Annotated in this window: 14 protein-coding genes; 8 read left to right on the top strand and 6 right to left on the bottom strand. The window is 60.4% G+C overall.

Annotated features, from left to right (window positions below):
* A partial coding sequence (locus NW807_RS10165) for a cob(I)yrinic acid a,c-diamide adenosyltransferase (protein ID WP_414426029.1) occupies positions 1-631 on the bottom strand: 631 nt, incomplete at its 3' end.
* Between the two features lie 514 nt (positions 632-1145).
* Here NW807_RS10165 and NW807_RS10160 point away from each other — a divergent pair.
* On the top strand, positions 1146-3344 hold the full coding sequence (locus NW807_RS10160; RefSeq protein ID WP_414426028.1) for an NAD-binding protein: 2199 nt from the start codon (positions 1146-1148) through the stop codon (positions 3342-3344).
* A gap of 75 nt (positions 3345-3419) precedes the next feature.
* Here NW807_RS10160 and NW807_RS10155 read toward each other — a convergent pair whose 3' ends face one another.
* The 3 genes from NW807_RS10155 to accD all read right to left on the bottom strand — a co-directional run bounded on the left by NW807_RS10155 (position 3420) and on the right by accD (position 5717).
* Complete coding sequence (locus NW807_RS10155) at positions 3420-4124, bottom strand: class I SAM-dependent methyltransferase (protein WP_414426027.1); 705 nt, start codon at positions 4122-4124, stop codon at positions 3420-3422.
* A 101-nt stretch (positions 4125-4225) separates the two neighbouring features.
* A complete protein-coding gene (locus NW807_RS10150) occupies positions 4226-4600 on the bottom strand; it encodes an STAS domain-containing protein (protein ID WP_414426026.1) in 375 nt (124 codons plus the stop codon).
* Between the two features lie 172 nt (positions 4601-4772).
* Positions 4773-5717: an acetyl-CoA carboxylase, carboxyltransferase subunit beta gene (gene accD / locus NW807_RS10145; RefSeq protein WP_414395249.1), complete on the bottom strand. Its 945-nt coding sequence runs from the start codon at positions 5715-5717 to the stop codon at positions 4773-4775.
* A gap of 117 nt (positions 5718-5834) precedes the next feature.
* Here accD and NW807_RS10140 point away from each other — a divergent pair, with 117 nt between their 5' ends.
* From NW807_RS10140 to NW807_RS10130, 3 genes are all read left to right on the top strand, one after another.
* Positions 5835-6707 carry a tRNA (5-methylaminomethyl-2-thiouridine)(34)-methyltransferase MnmD gene (locus tag NW807_RS10140; protein WP_414405773.1) on the top strand — a complete coding sequence of 291 codons (873 nt, stop codon included), beginning with the start codon at positions 5835-5837 and terminating at the stop codon, positions 6705-6707.
* Positions 6708-6803: 96 nt separating this feature from the next.
* The gene (locus NW807_RS10135; RefSeq protein WP_414405774.1) at positions 6804-7373 is read left to right on the top strand and encodes a hemerythrin domain-containing protein; all 570 of its coding nucleotides are present in this window, start codon (positions 6804-6806) and stop codon (positions 7371-7373) included.
* Between the two features lie 294 nt (positions 7374-7667).
* Positions 7668-8450 carry a hypothetical protein gene (locus NW807_RS10130; protein ID WP_414426025.1) on the top strand — a complete coding sequence of 261 codons (783 nt, stop codon included), beginning with the start codon at positions 7668-7670 and terminating at the stop codon, positions 8448-8450.
* 7 nt (positions 8451-8457) lie between these two features.
* Here the strand turns inward: NW807_RS10130 and gcvP are convergent, their stop codons facing one another.
* Complete coding sequence (gcvP, locus tag NW807_RS10125) at positions 8458-11394, bottom strand: aminomethyl-transferring glycine dehydrogenase (protein ID WP_414426024.1); 2937 nt, start codon at positions 11392-11394, stop codon at positions 8458-8460.
* 215 nt (positions 11395-11609) lie between these two features.
* On the opposite strand from gcvP, the gene psbU reads away from it, so the two are divergent.
* From psbU to NW807_RS10105, 4 genes are all read left to right on the top strand, one after another.
* Positions 11610-11957: a photosystem II complex extrinsic protein PsbU gene (gene psbU / locus NW807_RS10120; protein WP_414426023.1), complete on the top strand. Its 348-nt coding sequence runs from the start codon at positions 11610-11612 to the stop codon at positions 11955-11957.
* Positions 11958-12067: 110 nt separating this feature from the next.
* Positions 12068-13147, top strand: coding sequence for a polysaccharide pyruvyl transferase CsaB (gene csaB / locus NW807_RS10115; RefSeq protein WP_414426022.1), 1080 nt, complete (start codon positions 12068-12070; stop codon positions 13145-13147).
* Positions 13148-13255: 108 nt separating this feature from the next.
* The gene (locus NW807_RS10110) at positions 13256-13840 is read left to right on the top strand and encodes a type II CAAX prenyl endopeptidase Rce1 family protein (RefSeq protein ID WP_414395267.1); all 585 of its coding nucleotides are present in this window, start codon (positions 13256-13258) and stop codon (positions 13838-13840) included.
* Positions 13841-13934: 94 nt separating this feature from the next.
* Positions 13935-14771: an alpha/beta hydrolase gene (locus tag NW807_RS10105; RefSeq protein WP_414426021.1), complete on the top strand. Its 837-nt coding sequence runs from the start codon at positions 13935-13937 to the stop codon at positions 14769-14771.
* A 7-nt stretch (positions 14772-14778) separates the two neighbouring features.
* Here NW807_RS10105 and NW807_RS10100 read toward each other — a convergent pair.
* A partial coding sequence (locus tag NW807_RS10100) for a hypothetical protein (RefSeq protein ID WP_414426020.1) occupies positions 14779-15519 on the bottom strand: 741 nt, incomplete at its 5' end.

The raw sequence follows: 15519 nt of genomic DNA, 5'->3' as shown, positions 1-15519 counted from the left end.
GCGAGGGATCCCGGCGCCTGCCCAGAGCCCGCGAGGACTCCTGCCGGGGGCGTAGCTGGGTGATGAGATCAGCGCGTTCTAGAAGGGAAGCCGGCATTTCGGGCCCGGTGATGATCATATCCATCCAGACTGGCCGCTGATCGACCAAATCCAGCACCTGTTCTTCCGGGATCAAGCCCAGCTTGATGGCCAAGCTCAGCTCATCCAGCACCACCAAGCCATACCGGCCACTCCTAACGGCCTCCTGGGTAAATTGCCACAACTCGTCTAGAGCTACGCGCTCCTCTGGCTCCAGATGCGGCGTATCAATGCAGCGGTGTAGACGGCAGCGAACCCACTCCAGGGAACTGCCCAGCAAAACCCGGTTCTCCGGCCCTTGCTTAATCCCGCCTTTGAGGAATTGCACAATCAACACCCGCGTTCCCTGACCAGCCAAGCGCAGGGCCTGGACCATCACAGGAGTGAACATGCCCCGGCCGGGCTGGGTGTAGAGCTGCAGCGATCCCTGGGGGATGAGGTGGGCGGGAAAGGCTCCATACCCTTGGAGAAAAGACTCGCCCCCAGTAGAGCTGGCTTGGGCGGCAGGCTGTTTGACGGGGGCAACAGAAACAGCGTCCTTGGGGGAAGGCATAGGGCTAAGGGAGGCAGTGCGAACCACCGTTTTATCTTGGGAGTGGGCTAAAGGACAAGACCCTACAGCGGCGGAACTACGGGTTAGAAGCGCCATTCATAACCCGCACCAAAGCTCCGCTACCCCTTGCCGAGGTAGCAACGGCCGCTAGGCTGCAGAGCCTAGAAGTGGACCAAGTGTCGGCTACAGATTCCATGAAACACCCCCTACAGCTCTCCTTGGACGTTCTCCCCAGCTCTAGAGGATAGAGATTTTTTCACGGCTTGTAGCGGCTAGATTTCTACTCGCTGGGGGGCTACACAGCGCCAGATATACCACGAGCCTGTGGGGGACGCCATGCCCTAATCCCCCTCGCGGCAGCGGCGCAGAGCACTGGCTATGAATGCCGGGGCTTGCGCTGCCTTTTTTTCTGGTCGGGAGCCGGGACTAGCAGCAGCCTCTTTCCCAAGCTCGGCCAGATAAGAGGGGGATCCTGCCGTCCTGGGTATAAAGGGAGCAGAGCAGGTGACAGGGTATGGCGGGCTCCCTTTCCCAAGAGCTGGCTGCGCAACTGCAGGACAATGGCCGCGACCCAGGTGCTTCCATTCTGGTTTGTGGCTACAACGATTTAGCGGAGTTGACGCTCGAGATTCTGGAAGAGTTTGGACAGCGGGCAGTGGTGGTGGCTCCCTGCCTGCCGCCTTCTCGGAAAGGGGAATGGCAATACCTAGAGGGGGATCCCCAGCAGGCGGAGGTGTTGCGCCGGGCTGGGATTGAGCGGATCAAGGTGGCGCTGCTTTTGGAGGACAATGACCAAGCCAACTTCGAGCTGGCCCTCTTGATTCGAGATCTCAACCCGCAGGCGCGCATTGTCTCTCGTCTGTTTAACACTGGCCTTGCCCGCTACCTGGACTCGATTTTGCCGCAGCATTTTTCCCTGTCGGTTGCGGGCTTGGCGGCTCCAGCCTTTGCCCTCAAGGCTGTCTCGGACGAATTTGTCGGCTACTTCGAGCTGCCTCAGCTGGAGGCGCAGCCGGCCACGCTGCCGCCGGAGCTGGCGGATCCGCTTTATTTTGGCGCCCCCCAAGAGACCACCCTCTGGAACGTGGTGGAGCTGACCATTGGCTACAACTCCCGTCTGCTGCACATGCCCCTCTCGGAACTGGAGGAGACCTTCCGGGCGCGGGTGCTGTTTCACTACCCGGTGGACGGGCTGTCCAACTTTTCCGAGTCTCGGATTTTTGATGACTTCGACCACGAAGCAAAGCTGCTGGAAGGGGATCGCATTTTGGTTATCTGTGACCCCCGGGCCTACCTGCAACTGTTGGAGCGCAACGGAAGGCGCGGCTCTTCGCGGGCGCAACGCTGGGCCAGTGGACAGGTGCAAGACAAACGACAACGACGGCGCGGCAAGTCGTTCAGCCGGCTCCTATCTTGGCTGCGCAGAAGCCTGCAAGGACTGCTGCAGGTCAAGCCCATCGTGCGCACCCTCGCCTTCACCTTGGGGGCCATGTTGGTGATAGGGGTGATCAATTTCAGGGTGATCGGCAAGCCGGTCTTCGACGCTCTGTTGCTAACCATCGTGGTGTTGACGGGGGGGTATGGCGACATCGAGGCTTTTCAGCAGGCGGAGACCCCCCTAGGAGTGAAGGTAGTGGCGGTGGTCATGACCTTGGTGGGGGCTGCTCTGGTGGGGTTGATCTATGGGTTGGTGACCGACAAGTTGGTAAGCAGCCGCTTCGGCTTGGGCCGAGCTGCCCATATGCCCAAAGGGGATCATGGGGTGATCGCGGGGTTGGGACGGCTGAGCTACTTGGTGCTGCAGTTGCTGCGGCAGATGGGCTATGAGGTGGTGGCGGTGGAGCCCGACGCCGACAATCCCCTGCTGGGGGCGGCAGAACGGGAGGGGGCGGTGGTGATCCGGGGCAACTACGCTCTAGCAAGCACCCTGCAACAGGCCCGCATCCAAAGCAGCCGCTGCCTGATCTGCACGACTCCTGACGATCTCACCAACCTCGAGACTGCCCTAACTGCCCACAGCCTACACCCCGGCATCCGCACCATTTTGCGGATTACTGATGCCGAGGTGGCGGCGCGAATGCAGCGGCATCTGCAGGCCCTGGGGATCAGCTACAGCCCCACCGCCCTGGGGGCGCGCGCTTTTGCTACTGCAGCGCTGGCGGGAGCCGTTTACGGCACCTTGACTTGGGAGGGGGAAACGCGGCTGGAGGTCTCGGCCCATGACCCTTACCTGGGGCTATCCTTGCGACAACTGGCCCAGGATTACGACCTGGCGATCCTGCTGCATCACTCCCGCCCGGACCGGCCCTGTGTTTTTCCCAAGATCTGGCAGAAAGAGGGGGAGACTGTGTTGAAACGGGGGGATCGCTTGTACGTGATGGGGACGGTGGGATCCCTGATTCGCCTGGCCCAGGGGCGGCCTCTGCCGCCGGAGCTCTATCAAGTGCGGCTCCTGGAATATCGCAACCCCTACTTTGAAGACGAGATTCTCTCCACCTTGGCGTTTTATGCGCGGCTGCCCAAAACGGCGCTGAGGCCACTGTTGCGCTGTCTGCCGGCGGTAGTGAGTCCCCCTCTCCCCCGCGACAAGGCCATTAAGTTGTCCCGCCAACTGCGCAAGATGAGCACTGAAGTGCAGGTGTTTGCCCAGGCGCAGCCTGACCATCGGATCCCTGCAGCCATGAACGAAAACAGCGAGAGTAATCTGAATTGATTTGGACACTGTTCTGTTTATTGGTCTATTCTGCACTCCGTAGTCCAAAACATCTCGTTATGGGCAGTTGGACATTCAGGAGATAGGCTTTTCGGCTGCAAGTCGCACAAAGCGATTTTGGTTGTAGAGCTGCTGAGCCACCACTGCGAAACCCACCTTCTCCAGCAACCACACCAGGTCTTCGGCGCTGAAGCGATTGTGCTCGTAGAAGTGGGTAAACTGATCCAGCAGCGTTTCCAAAGGGGTATCGGGCTGGAAGAGTTGGGCCTCTGTATCGGCATCGAAGTAGAGGCTGAGCGGGGCGCGCACCCAATCCACCAGCAAAAATCGCCCCCCCGGCTTGAGTAGACGCAACACCTCCTGCAACAAGCGCAAGGGCTGCACCATCTCGTGCAACACCACCACTGCCTGAGCTGCATCGATGCTGTTGGCCGCAAGCGGCAAGTGAGGGTCGTGCAGGTCGGCCTGCAGCAGCTGGATTCCAGGGATCCCCTTCAAATCTGCCGCCGCTCGCTCCAACATGTAGGGCATCACATCCACCCCGATGAAGTGTCCTCCGGGATAGCGTTGCGCCCACTGACCCAGAGCAAACCCCGGCCCGGTTCCCAGATCCAACAAGCGCGGTGCAGGAGGCAGACAGGGCTCGATGTGCATCTGCCAGAACTGCCAAAACGCCTCGTTAAAGCGCTCAGGAGCTGTTGCCAGCATGCGCTCGCAGAAGCTGGGGCCACGGTGGTGCCGGTAGAGAAGCTGAAAGGTATCGAGGCCGGTCTGGGGCATGGCTGAAGATTGTTGAGAAAATTGCTAGAGGGATCACCAGAATTCGCTGATGGGCTGAAAAGAGCATCGGGGGATCCCCAAAAGTAAGGCCTAATGTCGGCCTAACGAGCAGTGGGAGCGCTGGAAAAGTTGGCAATGCCGGTCTCCAGGTCGCTAAAGCAGGTCAGTACTTTTTCCATGGAGGTGAGGTTGAGGACGAGGGCCACACTTTCCGGCACGCAACAGAGGCTGAGGTTGCCCCCGGCAGCACGGCACTTGCGCAAAGCCGAGATCAACACCCCCAGCCCAGAGCTGTCCATAAAAGTGACCGATGACATGTCGATCAACATATTGGGATAACCGAAATCTAAAACCTGCTGGAGCAATTGCCGAACTTCTGAGGCGGCCTTGGCGTCAAAACGACCTTCCAGGGGCACAATTGCCAGTTTTTGCCCTTGCGGAGTTTCAGCAGTACGGATGCGCAGCTTAAAATTCATCGTTTCCCGTCAAAACCTCATGCCCCACCTTTTAGCACCCTCGGTTGCAGAAAATCCCGCGAAAACTCCGCTATATAGCTTACGCCAGAAACTTCTTTTGCAGCCAAAAGGGAAGACGGGAGCTAGCTAGATCTGGCTTCCCCAGTCATCCACCTCTCCAATGGGACTTTATTCAGACTTTGGCCGGATCGAGGGCGTAAGTCGAATCGAACGCGGGAAGGGACCTGGGCAGGCGAGGGCGGTGCATAGCCAGCAACTGGGCCAAGCGCTTGCGCAGCTCAGTCCGCGGCACAATTGCGTCGATAAGCCCGTGAGCCAGCAGGTATTCGGCAGTCTGGAAGCCCTCTGGGAGCTTGCCCTTGCCGATGGTTTGCTCGATAACATTGGGCCCGGCAAACCCCACCTGGGCACCGGGCTCAGCTAGGATCAAATCTCCCAACATGGCAAAGCTGGCTGTTACCCCCCCGTAGGTGGGATGGGTAAGTACCGAAATAAACAACTGCCCAGCTTCGCGGTGCCTCTGCAGGGCGGCTGCTGTCTTGGCCATCTGCATGAGGCTGAGGATCCCTTCCTGCATGCGGGCTCCCCCCGACGCCGAGAAAATGATCAGGGGCAGGTGATCGCAGGTGGCCCGTTCGGTAAGACGGGTGATCTTCTCGCCGACTACCGAGCCCATGCTGCCGCCCATAAAGCGGAAATCCATGACCCCAATGGCCACCCTCCTGCCTTCCAAAGTGCCCAACCCAGTCAGGACGGCATCCTTGAGCTGGGTGCGCTCTTGGTAAGAGGCCAAACGCTCGCTGTAAGGCTTTTGGTCAAAAAAGTGCAGCGGATCGGTAGGCGCCAGGTGGTCGTCGAGGGGCTGCCAGGAGCCGGGATCCAAAAGCTGTTGCAGCCGCTCTGGGGCGGTAATGCGATAGTGGTAGCCGCAGCTCGGGCAAACCTGCCAGTTCTGCTGCAGATCCTTGGTGTAGGTGAGGGCGTCGCAAGCTGGACACTTCTGCCAGAGGCCGTCGGCAATCTCCCGCACTTGCCGCTCTTTGTCAAAGGGGCTACTGCCAGTTAAGTTAAGGGAAGTCTGCTTGCGCCGCTCGGCAAACCAATCCAGTAGAGACATGGTTCCTCCCATGGCTGAGGATAGCAAGTGCTGAGATCCTCAGGCCCTGCTGGTAAGCCTTGAAATCTATCTTAACGTCTTCAAGCCCTCAGGCAATCGCCAAACTGGATAGAGACCATGACTCCAGAGACCCAGTGGCAGGTACTGACCACAGGGGATGGTTCCCTGACTTTTTTCTCTCAGGAGTTCGGGCAGGCTTTCCACAACGTCAGCGGCGCTGCCCAGGAGGCGCTGGAGAAGTTCGTCCGCCCTTGCCGGCTGGATCGGCTGCCCCTGGAGCGGGACCCCAAGGAGCCCATCTGCCTTTTGGATATCTGCTTTGGCCTTGGCTACAACTCCGGCCTCGCCTTGGAGACCATTTGGCAGGTGCGGCCCGACTGCCGCGTGGAAGTCATTGGCCTAGAGCGATCCCCAGAGGTGCCCCGCCAGGCCTGGCAGGTGGGGGTGGGATCCACTTGGAGCTTTAGCCAGGAGTGGCAACACTTTATCGAGAAGGGATCCTGGCAATCACCCCGCTGGCGCGGAACTCTGCTGTGGGGAGATGCCCGCCAAACCCTATTCCAGGTGCCGCGGGGATGGGCGGACGCGGTGTTTTTGGATCCCTTTTCTCCTGCCGTTTGCCCGGAGTTGTGGACGGTGGACTTCTTGCGGGCGGTGGCTGAGCGAATGCGCCCCAGCGGCATCTTGGCCACCTATTCCTGTGCAGCGGCAGTGCGGGCAGCTCTCCTGGAGGCGGGGCTGTTTATCGGCTCTACGCCCCCGCTGGGCCGCCCCTGGCCGGGCACGGTGGCCTCACCTCAGCCAGACTACCTACCGCCTCTCTCGCCTATGGAGTGGGAGCACCTGAAAACCCGCGCCGCTGTGCCCTACCGGGATCCCACCTTGAGGGGAGACAGAGCCCAAATCCGGCTGCAGCGCCAGCGAGAACAGCAAACTTCACCCCTTGAGCCCACTTCTGCCTGGAAACGCCGCTGGCTTGGCCAAACCTAATTCAGGAGGAAAGAGGCGGGAGTCTACTGCCTCGCTTCCTAATCTTGTCTTGATGAAGTAAAGTTGCGATGAAGAGAGCGATTTCCTGAGGTAGCCGTGGCTTCCTCCCCCGCTGGCGGTACATTGGTTGGTCTTTGGGCCAATCAGCACCGGGTCATCCTGCAGGCCTTTCTGAACCTGTCCCGAGCTTCTCAGTTGGATCTGGAGCAGCAGCGCCTCTTTGTCCAAAGGTTGCGGCAGCGCCTCTCCCGCCACATTCAATTGGAGCGCCACGCCCTCTACCCCCTGCTTAGGGCGGCTCTAGGGGCGGATCCCGACCGCCTCAGCCAGCTCGATGGGTTGGAGCAGCAGATGCGGGATCAGATCCCGGAGTTGACTTGCTTTTTGCACCAGGCGGAGCGTGACCCGCAGCGGTTGGATCTGGGGGCAGCCCTGCATCTGTACCAGCAATTGCGGGCTCAGTTTATGCAGGAGGAGAAAGTTGTACAGCCGCTCTTTGCCCAACATGTTTCTCTCGAGGCGGAAGAGCAGCAACTGCGCCTGTTCCGCAAACGGCTGCAGGCTAGCACTACCTTCCAAAGTTCCGCCAACAGCCGTCGCACCAAAATGGAGGAGTGGGAGCGACAAGCGGTAACCCGCCCTGTCTTGTCCCCTGAACGCTGCTAGCCCTCCCAAGACGCAGCGCTGGCCGCTACTCTCTAGCCGACGAGGGCTGCTTCAGTCTTCATCTTGCAGTTGTTGCCGGCTGGGGAGGATTTCTGACCCAGGCAGATTCCTAGGGCCTAAACCCATGTCAGCCTGGAATCCAAAGCTGGCCCGAAGGCAGTGCCATGGAGTTTATCCCGGTGAAGACTGAGGCGAAAACGTTAAAGCAAGATTAATCCCAAGGTGTTTGTAGCAAACAATGCTTTTAAAAAAGATCGATAAAATAGAGGCAATGCCCCACCTGGAGCCCCCACCATGGATTACTCTCCTTCTCTGGCCCAGCGCTATATGAAACTATGCGAGGCCTACCTTTCCCTTAACGAAGCTTTCGACAAACTGGATCAATCCCACAGCCGCCTGCAGGAGAGCTTCAGGAAACTTCTTGGCACGGCCCAGAAGGCTTTGGTTAAACTGCCCATCTTACAACAGCACATCGAACAGTTACAGCAGTGTGTCGAACAGAGGGATCGCTTGATTCGTTCCCTGCAAGGAGACCTGCAGGAGAAAGAAGCTCGGCTGGGCGAGCTGATTGCCAGACATGACCAAGTCTGTCACGAGCTGGAGTCCACCAAGGCAGATCTGGTGAGCGCTCAGGCGTTGACTGAGAAACTGAAGGCGGAGAATGCCCGACTTTTGGAACAGGTGAGTGGCCTCACCAACTTGGAGGGTGAACTAGCAAGCTTGACAGAACGGCTGAACCACCTAGAGGCAGCCCGCCAAGGGTTGGAGGCCCGCAACCGTGAGCTAGAAGCAGCCCTGGGAGAGCGGGATCGGCAAATTGATAGCCTGCAGGAGCGGCTGGCTCAATTGGAGCAAGAGAATGCCTTGCTGAAGGCGCAGCTGTCTCAGGTGGCTGACCTGCTTACCGAGGACTCGGTAAACCTCCTGCAAGAAACAGAGAAGGCCGTTGAGGCCGATAGGGAGGTGCTGCCGCTGGTGCTGGCCTCGCTGCAAGAGAATGAGCGCCTTGTGCCAGAGGCCGAGCAACTCCTCTCCTCTTGCTCAGAGCTGGCCCAGATGGAGCCGCAGGCGGCTTGATTCAGAGTTAGCCTTCTAGCCAGGGTTGACAACTGCACACTAGGTGGCGATCCCCGTAGGCGTTGTCGATGCGGCTGACACTGGGCCAAAACTTTCGGCTTTTCACCCACGGAAGGGGGTAGGCAGCTAGGGAGCGGGGGTAGGGGCGATCCCAGTAGTCAGCGGCCACCACCTCGGCGGTGTGGGGGGCAAGTTTAAGGGGATTGCGCACGGGATCCATCTCCCCCCGCTCAATGGCAGCAATCTCTTGGCGAATGGCAATCATCGCCTCGCAGAAGCGATCCAGTTCCTCCAGGGATTCGCTCTCGGTGGGCTCCACCATCATTGTCCCCGGCACCGGCCAAGAGATGGTGGGGGCATGGAAGCCGTAGTCCATCAGCCGCTTGGCTACATCTTCTACCTCAATGCCGGCGCTTTTCTTGAGGGGGCGCAAGTCCAAGATGCACTCGTGGGCCACCCACCCCCCCGGCCCTTTGTAGAGCACTGGGTAGTAGGGATCTAGCCGCCTGGCAATGTAATTGGCGTTGAGGATGGCCACCTGGGTGGCCAGGGTGAGGCCAGCGGATCCCATGAGGCGGATGTAGGCCCAGGCAATGGGCAGGATGCTGGCACTGCCCCAAGGGGCGGCGCTGACCGGGCCGTTGCAGCCGCGCAAAAAGGGATGGCCAGGCAAATAGGGCAGTAGGTGATGGGCAACCGCAATGGGCCCCACCCCCGGCCCGCCCCCGCCGTGGGGGATGCAGAAGGTCTTGTGCAGGTTGAGGTGGCAGACATCCGCTCCCAGCTCCGCAGGACGGCAGAGGCCCACCTGGGCATTGAGGTTGGCCCCATCCATGTACACCTGCCCCCCCGCCTCGTGGATCATCTGGCAAATCTCGCGGATCCCCTCCTCAAATACCCCATGGGTGGAAGGGTAGGTGATCATCAAAGCTGCCAGGCGTTCCCGATGCTGCTCCACCTTGGCCCGCAGGTCTTCGAGGTCAATGTTGCCGGCCCTGTCGCAGGCCACGCTCACTACCTGCATCCCCGCCATGACGGCGCTAGCGGGGTTGGTGCCATGGGCGGAAGTAGGGATCAGGCACACCTGGCGCTGGCTTTCCCCGCGGGCCTGGTGATAGCGGCGAATGGCCAGCAAGCCGGCATATTCCCCCTGGGAGCCGGCGTTGGGCTGCAGGGAGACGCCGGCAAAGCCCGTGATCTCCGCCAGCATTCGCTCCAGCTGGGCAAAGAGGGTTTGATAGCCCCGCGCCTGCTCCAGGGGCACAAAGGGGTGGAGCTGGGCAAACTCCGGCCAGGTTATGGGCAGCATCTCTGCTGCGGCATTGAGCTTCATGGTGCAGGAGCCGAGGGGGATCATCGCGTGGACGAGGGAGAGATCCCGGCTCTGCAGACGGTGGATATAGCGCTGCAGCTCCGTTTCCGAGTGGTAGCGGTTGAACACCGGATGGGTGAGGTAGGGAGTGGAGCGCAAGAGCTGAGGCGGCAGGCTTTGGTTGGGATCCAAACTTAGGCCCTCGGGATCCCAGCCTAGCTCTTCAGAACCGGCAAAGATCTGCCAGAGATCGCGCAGGTCCTGAGCGGTGGTGGCCTCGTCCAAGCTGATCCCCAGGGTGACGTCGTCGATCCGTCGCAGGTTAATGCGCTTCTGGGCGGCCCGCTCCTGGAGCTGCTGCACCTGCTCTGGGGAGGCTGCCCTTACCCAGAAGGTGTCGAAGAAATACTCTGGCCCCACCCTGTAGCCCAACTGGCGGATTGCGGCGGCTAGCTGATGGGCCTGGCGGTGGATGCGTTCGGCAATTTGCCGTAGGCCGCACGGGCCGTGGTAGACGGCATACATGGAGGCCACCACGGCCAAGAGGACCTGGGCAGTGCAGATGTTGCTGGTGGCCTTGTCGCGGCGGATGTGCTGCTCTCGGGTTTGCAAGGCCAAGCGTAGGGCCGGCCTTCCCTGGGCATCTTGGGAGATCCCCACCAGGCGCCCCGGCAGCAGCCGTTTGTGGGCCTCGCGGGTGGCAAAGTAGGCTGCATGGGGGCCGCCGTAGCCCAGGGGCACCCCGAAGCGCTGGGTGGTTCCCACTACAACGTCCGCTCCCCACTCTCCTGGCGGTTGCAAGAGAGTTAGGCTGAGCAAGTCGGCGGCTACCGTTACCACCATCTCTCTTTGGTGGGCCCGCTCCACCAGGTCGCGGTAATCCCGGATCTCCCCATAGGTGTTGGGATACTGTAAGAGCAGGCCAAAGCCGTGCTCAAGCTCAAACTGCAAAGGATCCGCCACGCGCACCTGGATCCCCAAGGGCTCTGCCCGTGTCTGCACTACGGCAATGGTCTGGGGATGGCAGCCACAGTCCACCCAAAAAACTGGAGATCGCTTGCCCGCCAAGGTGTAGGCCAGGCTCATGGCTTCGGCAGCCGCAGTCGCCTCGTCCAGTAGAGAGGCGTTGGCGATCTCCATTCCCGTTAGATCCACAACCATTGTCTGGAAGTTGAGCAGGGCTTCTAGCCGTCCCTGGGCAATCTCCGCCTGGTAGGGAGTGTAGGGCGTGTACCAGGCAGGGTTTTCCAGGATGTTGCGCTGAATTACCGGCGGCGTCAGGCAGTTGGAATAGCCCATGCCCAAAAAAGAGCGCCACACCTGGTTCTGGGCCGCCATTGCCCTCAGCTCCGCCAACACCTCCTGCTCGCTGCAGGGAGATCCCAACTGCAAGGGCCGATTGCTGCGAAGGGTTGCTGGCACTGCCTTTTCCACTAGCTCTCGGAGGGAGCTCAGCCCCAGGGCCTGCAGCATCTGGCGGATCTGCCGAGCATCCGGCCCAAGGTGCCGCCAGACGAAGAGTTCCCGCTGCTCTAGCAGCTCTAGCTCGGGATCGGGGGCAAGGGGAGGTTGAAGAGCGTGCTGCCCAGAGGAGCCAAGGGGATGGGGGTGGAGGTGTGTGGAGTTGGACATAGGACAAGCTAAGGGCAAGAGGAAGTCAGCCAGCTGCAAGCGAGCTGTTTCCTGATCATAGTTGTTAAAAATTATTTCCCGCCGGTATACAAATCCGAGTTTGAGGCTCGATGCAAGGTAGCGAGGATGAGACACTAAATGGTCGGAAAACGTTAGCAACCTATCCCGTGAGCGTTGATATGGCTGCTTTCAACCCTCTCTGGAGAGTTGGTGCCATGCGTCGGCTGCTCATCTTATTGATGCTTTGCCTGGGCTTGGCCTCCTTGGGGATCCCTGCCGTGGCGGCGGAGCTGCCGCCGGTAAGACACCTTGACACTCCCATTGACGTCAACAACACCATCCTGCGCAACTACCGCCAGTTGCCTGGTTTCTACCCCACTCTGGCTCGCATCCTGGTGAAAAACGCTCCCTACAAGAGCCTAGAGGACATGCTGAAGATCCCGGAGCTGACAGAGCAGCAAAAGGCGCTGATTAGGGCCAATGCGGAGAACTTTGTGTTTGGCGAGTACCGCGAAGGGGCTAGCCAGCTGGAAAACCGCATCAACCAAGGCTACTACGGCTGATAGTGGGTAGAGCAGTTTCCCGAGTCCCTTGCCTGCTGGCGCTGGGATCCCCAGAGCTCTCCAGCAAACCCTGAGGATTCCGTCTGGGGCAAACCAGCCGAGGAGGCGCGATGAAACGGCCACAGGTTTTGATCTGTGGCTACTACGGCTACGGCAATGCCGGCGACGAGGCCTTGTTGTTGGCTCTGCTGCAGCAGCTCCGGCAGTTGCCCAACCCCGTACAGCCGGTGGTGCTTTCTCCCTGCCCTGAGGCAACCGCTGCCACCTATGGGGTGCTGGCCTGTCCACGCTTTGATGCCTGGGCTTTGCAGCGCTGTTTGGCCCAGGCTCAGGCTTTCATCTGGGGCGGGGGTAGCTTGCTGCAGGATCGCACCAGCTGGCGCAGCCCCCTCTACTACCTGGGACTGATGCTCTGGGCCCAGCGGCGGGGTCTGAAAACCTTGGCTTGGGCGCAGGGGATCGGCCCCTTAGAGCGGCGCTGGATCCGCAAGCTGGCCCGCCACTCTCTAGCAAGCTGTACAGCCATCAGCGTGCGTGACGGAGTGGCCTCCCGCTACCTCCAGGAGTGGGGGATCCCCCACCAAGTAGCCCCGGATCCGGTTTGGGGCCTGCCTGCCAAAACTTTGCCCGAATGGGAGACGTGGCCTCAGCCCCGCATTGCCGTGGTCCTGCGGCAGCATCCCCAGCTTACTCCAGCGCGACTGGAAACTTTGGCGGAAGCCTTGAGACGTCTCCAGGCTGCCACGGGGGCCTATCTTCTTTTCGTGCCCTTTCAGCTAGCTCCTCCCGGATCCCTTGACCTAGGGCCAGACTACCACTTGGCCCAGCAGCTTTACCATCGCCTGCCCCACCACAGCCAGGTGGTGGAAATCCGGGATCCCTATCTCTTAAAGGGGGTCTTTCGGGGGGTGAGATTGGCCATTGTTATGCGCTACCACGGCTTGGTGATGGCGGCAGCCGAGGGCTGTGCCTGCTTTGGCCTCAGCTACGATCCCAAAGTGAAAACGCTGCTTGAGGAATTGGGCATGCCCGGCTGGGATCTAGAGGAGATCCCGGAAGATCCCAAGGCGCTGCACCAGGCTTGGCTAGCCTGCTATGCCGACGGGCCGGCTCTCAGCCCCAACCAAGTGGCCGTTTGGGTAGAGCGATCGGCCCAGCACGCCCAGTTGCTGAGGCAGCACTTGTCTTGAAAAAAGGGGGAATCCCAAGCTCCGCCCTCGAGGGCTGGGGAAAGCATAGCCGTTCTGGTCGGGATTCGCTCTACGCTGGGAATAGGGTGCCCGAGCAAGTCTCTTCCTATGAGTGCCGAGATTCAGCCCTGCACGCGCCAACAGATCTTGATGGGGATGAGCCTGACCAGCCTGCTCCTGGCGCTCATCGCTGGCCTCTGGATCTGGCTGGGATCCCTATCGGTACCCTTTCGCTGGGATCCCCTGGCTTTGGCCTGGGGGGCAGCCCTGGGTCTGGGGGTGGCGCTGCTTAGCGGCGGGGCTTACTGGCTTTGGCCAGCCTATCGCCGGGCGGCCTCTAGCTACTTGCACCTCGTGGCGGATCCCTTGCAGTGGCGGGATATCTTCTGGGTGGGGGTGCTGCCGGGCTGGAGCGAGGAATGGCTATTTCGCGGCGTGCTGATGGCAGCCCTGGCGGCCAGCCCCTTGGGGTGGACGGGTGGAATCCTCTTGAGCGGCTTCTTGTTTGGGGTTTTGCATTGGCTAGAGTGGCAGGGTTGGCCCTATGCCCTCTGGGCCAGCGCCGTGGGCATTCTGCTGGGGATGGGAGTGTGGCTGTCGGGAAACTTGTTGGTAACCATCGTCGCCCACACCCTAGTCAACTGGATTGGGGTTTGCCTCTGGAAATGTTCTGCCCTGCCAGCCGAATCCTGAAGTGCCCGACGTCGCCGCTGCCGGCACGCCACCCGTCCCCCCTCTCCCGTAGAGTCTGGGGATGAGGGAAATGGTCGGGAGGCCAAGTCGAGCGATGGGCAAGCCTTTGAGTTTCGGGTTCTTCCCGTGGCTGCGGCTGGGGCGATCCCTGCTGCTTGTTGGCTTAGTGGTGTACGGCTACCTGCTCTGGCTGGGCTGGTTTCAGTCAGAGCGGCTGATCTTTCTGCCCCGCCCCGCCAGCTACCAGGATGGGGATGCCATTCTCAAGCTCACCACCTCTGATGGCCTGCAGATTTCGGCGGTGTACCTGCCCAATCCCCAGGCCACCTATACCCTTCTCTACAGCCACGGCAACGCTGAGGACTTGGGAGATATCTTGCCTCGCCTAGTGGGCCTGCAGCAGGGAGGATTTGCCGTCCTAGCCTACGACTACCGGGGCTACGGCACCAGCGAAGGGATCCCTTCCGAGGCCGGCGCCTATAGGGACATTGAGGCAGCCTACGCCTATCTCATGGCCCAAGGGATCCCGCCGGAGCGGATTTTGGTCTACGGGCGCTCGGTGGGAGGCGGGCCCTCGGTTTACTTAGCAACCCAAAAGCCGGTGGGGGGCCTGATCCTGGAGTCGACCTTTGTAAGCACTTTTCGCGTCTTGACCCGCATCCCGCTGCTGCCCTTTGATCGCTTCGACAACCTCAGCCGCATTGCCCACATCAATTGTCCGCTGCTGATCTTGCACGGCACCCAGGATCGCCTGATCCCCTTCTGGCATGCCGAAGCTCTTTACCAAGCAGCACGGGATCCCAAGCGCTTAGTGGCCATTAAGGGAGCAGATCACAACAACCTGCTACAGGTGGCCGGAGATCGCTACCTGCCCCTTTTGCACCAATTTGTGGCCGAGCTGGTGGAGCCTAGCCGCTTCTCGGGGAAGTAGGGAATACTCAGCCGGCCTTTTGATTCAGCAGTTCTTGCAAGAGCTGCCGCGCCGGCTCCAGAAAGCGCACCACGTCGGGGTGATAGCTCCAGATTGGGTCGTTTTCAGGGAAAACCTCCAGCGAGAACATGCCCTGCACAGCTTTCAGGTAAGGCAACAAGACGGCATAGCTAGCCGACGTCAGACGAGATTGCAGAGACTTGTCCAGCAGCTCCAACATCTGCCGCACCAGCTCCCAGCCCACCTTCAGAGGGGGATAAAGCATTACGCAAAGGGGAAACAGCTCCTGCTGCACAGCGGCGAGGCTGCCTTCTAGAGCACAGAGGCCCAGGTACACCTGAAACATCTCCACATCACGGATGCTGGAAGCCCGCACTCCAAGATCTGTCAGGGGGCCACTCTCGCAGCAGTAGCCGCTGAAACGTTCTGCCACCTCGGCACAGATGAACTCAGCTACGCTGGTAACCATGGGTAACAGTTCCTGAATGGCCACTAGAGAAACAGAAGGACTGTCCCCCGCCTGGTCGGCAGCAGCCTGGTACATCTTCTGCAGCGGCATGTACAGGTGGTCGTCCATCACCTTCAAGTAGGGGTAGAAGAGGCTGCGCTCCTCAGGCAACAGGGCCTGCAACACCATTTGTCCGGTGTAGTGGAACTGCATGCTCAAGAAGCCGAGCACTCGCGGATCCCGCTCGCTGTAACGAGCCCGCAGTTGACCGCAGAGGGGCGCGATCTTCACCGAAAAGCG

The sequence above is a fragment of the Synechococcus sp. R70.1 genome (assembly GCF_047461675.1).
In the GTDB taxonomy this organism is placed as follows: Bacteria; Cyanobacteriota; Cyanobacteriia; order Thermostichales; family Thermostichaceae; genus Thermostichus.
The sequence above is the reverse complement of the archived record's forward strand: the minus strand, read 5'-3'. Positions and strand labels throughout refer to the sequence as shown.

What these genes read in the sequence shown, in the direction of transcription:
- NW807_RS10110 (WP_414395267.1), top strand. Translation starts at nt 13,256, where the DNA reads ATGAGTGCCGAGATTCAGCCCTGCACGCGCCAACAGATCTTGATGGGG.
- accD (WP_414395249.1), bottom strand. Translation starts at nt 5,717, where the DNA reads ATGTCTCTACTGGATTGGTTTGCCGAGCGGCGCAAGCAGACTTCCCTT.
- NW807_RS10140 (WP_414405773.1), top strand. Translation starts at nt 5,835, where the DNA reads ATGACTCCAGAGACCCAGTGGCAGGTACTGACCACAGGGGATGGTTCC.
- csaB (WP_414426022.1), top strand. Translation starts at nt 12,068, where the DNA reads ATGAAACGGCCACAGGTTTTGATCTGTGGCTACTACGGCTACGGCAAT.
- NW807_RS10130 (WP_414426025.1), top strand. Translation starts at nt 7,668, where the DNA reads ATGGATTACTCTCCTTCTCTGGCCCAGCGCTATATGAAACTATGCGAG.
- NW807_RS10155 (WP_414426027.1), bottom strand. Translation starts at nt 4,124, where the DNA reads ATGCCCCAGACCGGCCTCGATACCTTTCAGCTTCTCTACCGGCACCAC.
- NW807_RS10150 (WP_414426026.1), bottom strand. Translation starts at nt 4,600, where the DNA reads ATGAATTTTAAGCTGCGCATCCGTACTGCTGAAACTCCGCAAGGGCAA.
- NW807_RS10105 (WP_414426021.1), top strand. Translation starts at nt 13,935, where the DNA reads ATGGGCAAGCCTTTGAGTTTCGGGTTCTTCCCGTGGCTGCGGCTGGGG.
- NW807_RS10160 (WP_414426028.1), top strand. Translation starts at nt 1,146, where the DNA reads ATGGCGGGCTCCCTTTCCCAAGAGCTGGCTGCGCAACTGCAGGACAAT.
- gcvP (WP_414426024.1), bottom strand. Translation starts at nt 11,394, where the DNA reads ATGTCCAACTCCACACACCTCCACCCCCATCCCCTTGGCTCCTCTGGG.
- psbU (WP_414426023.1), top strand. Translation starts at nt 11,610, where the DNA reads ATGCGTCGGCTGCTCATCTTATTGATGCTTTGCCTGGGCTTGGCCTCC.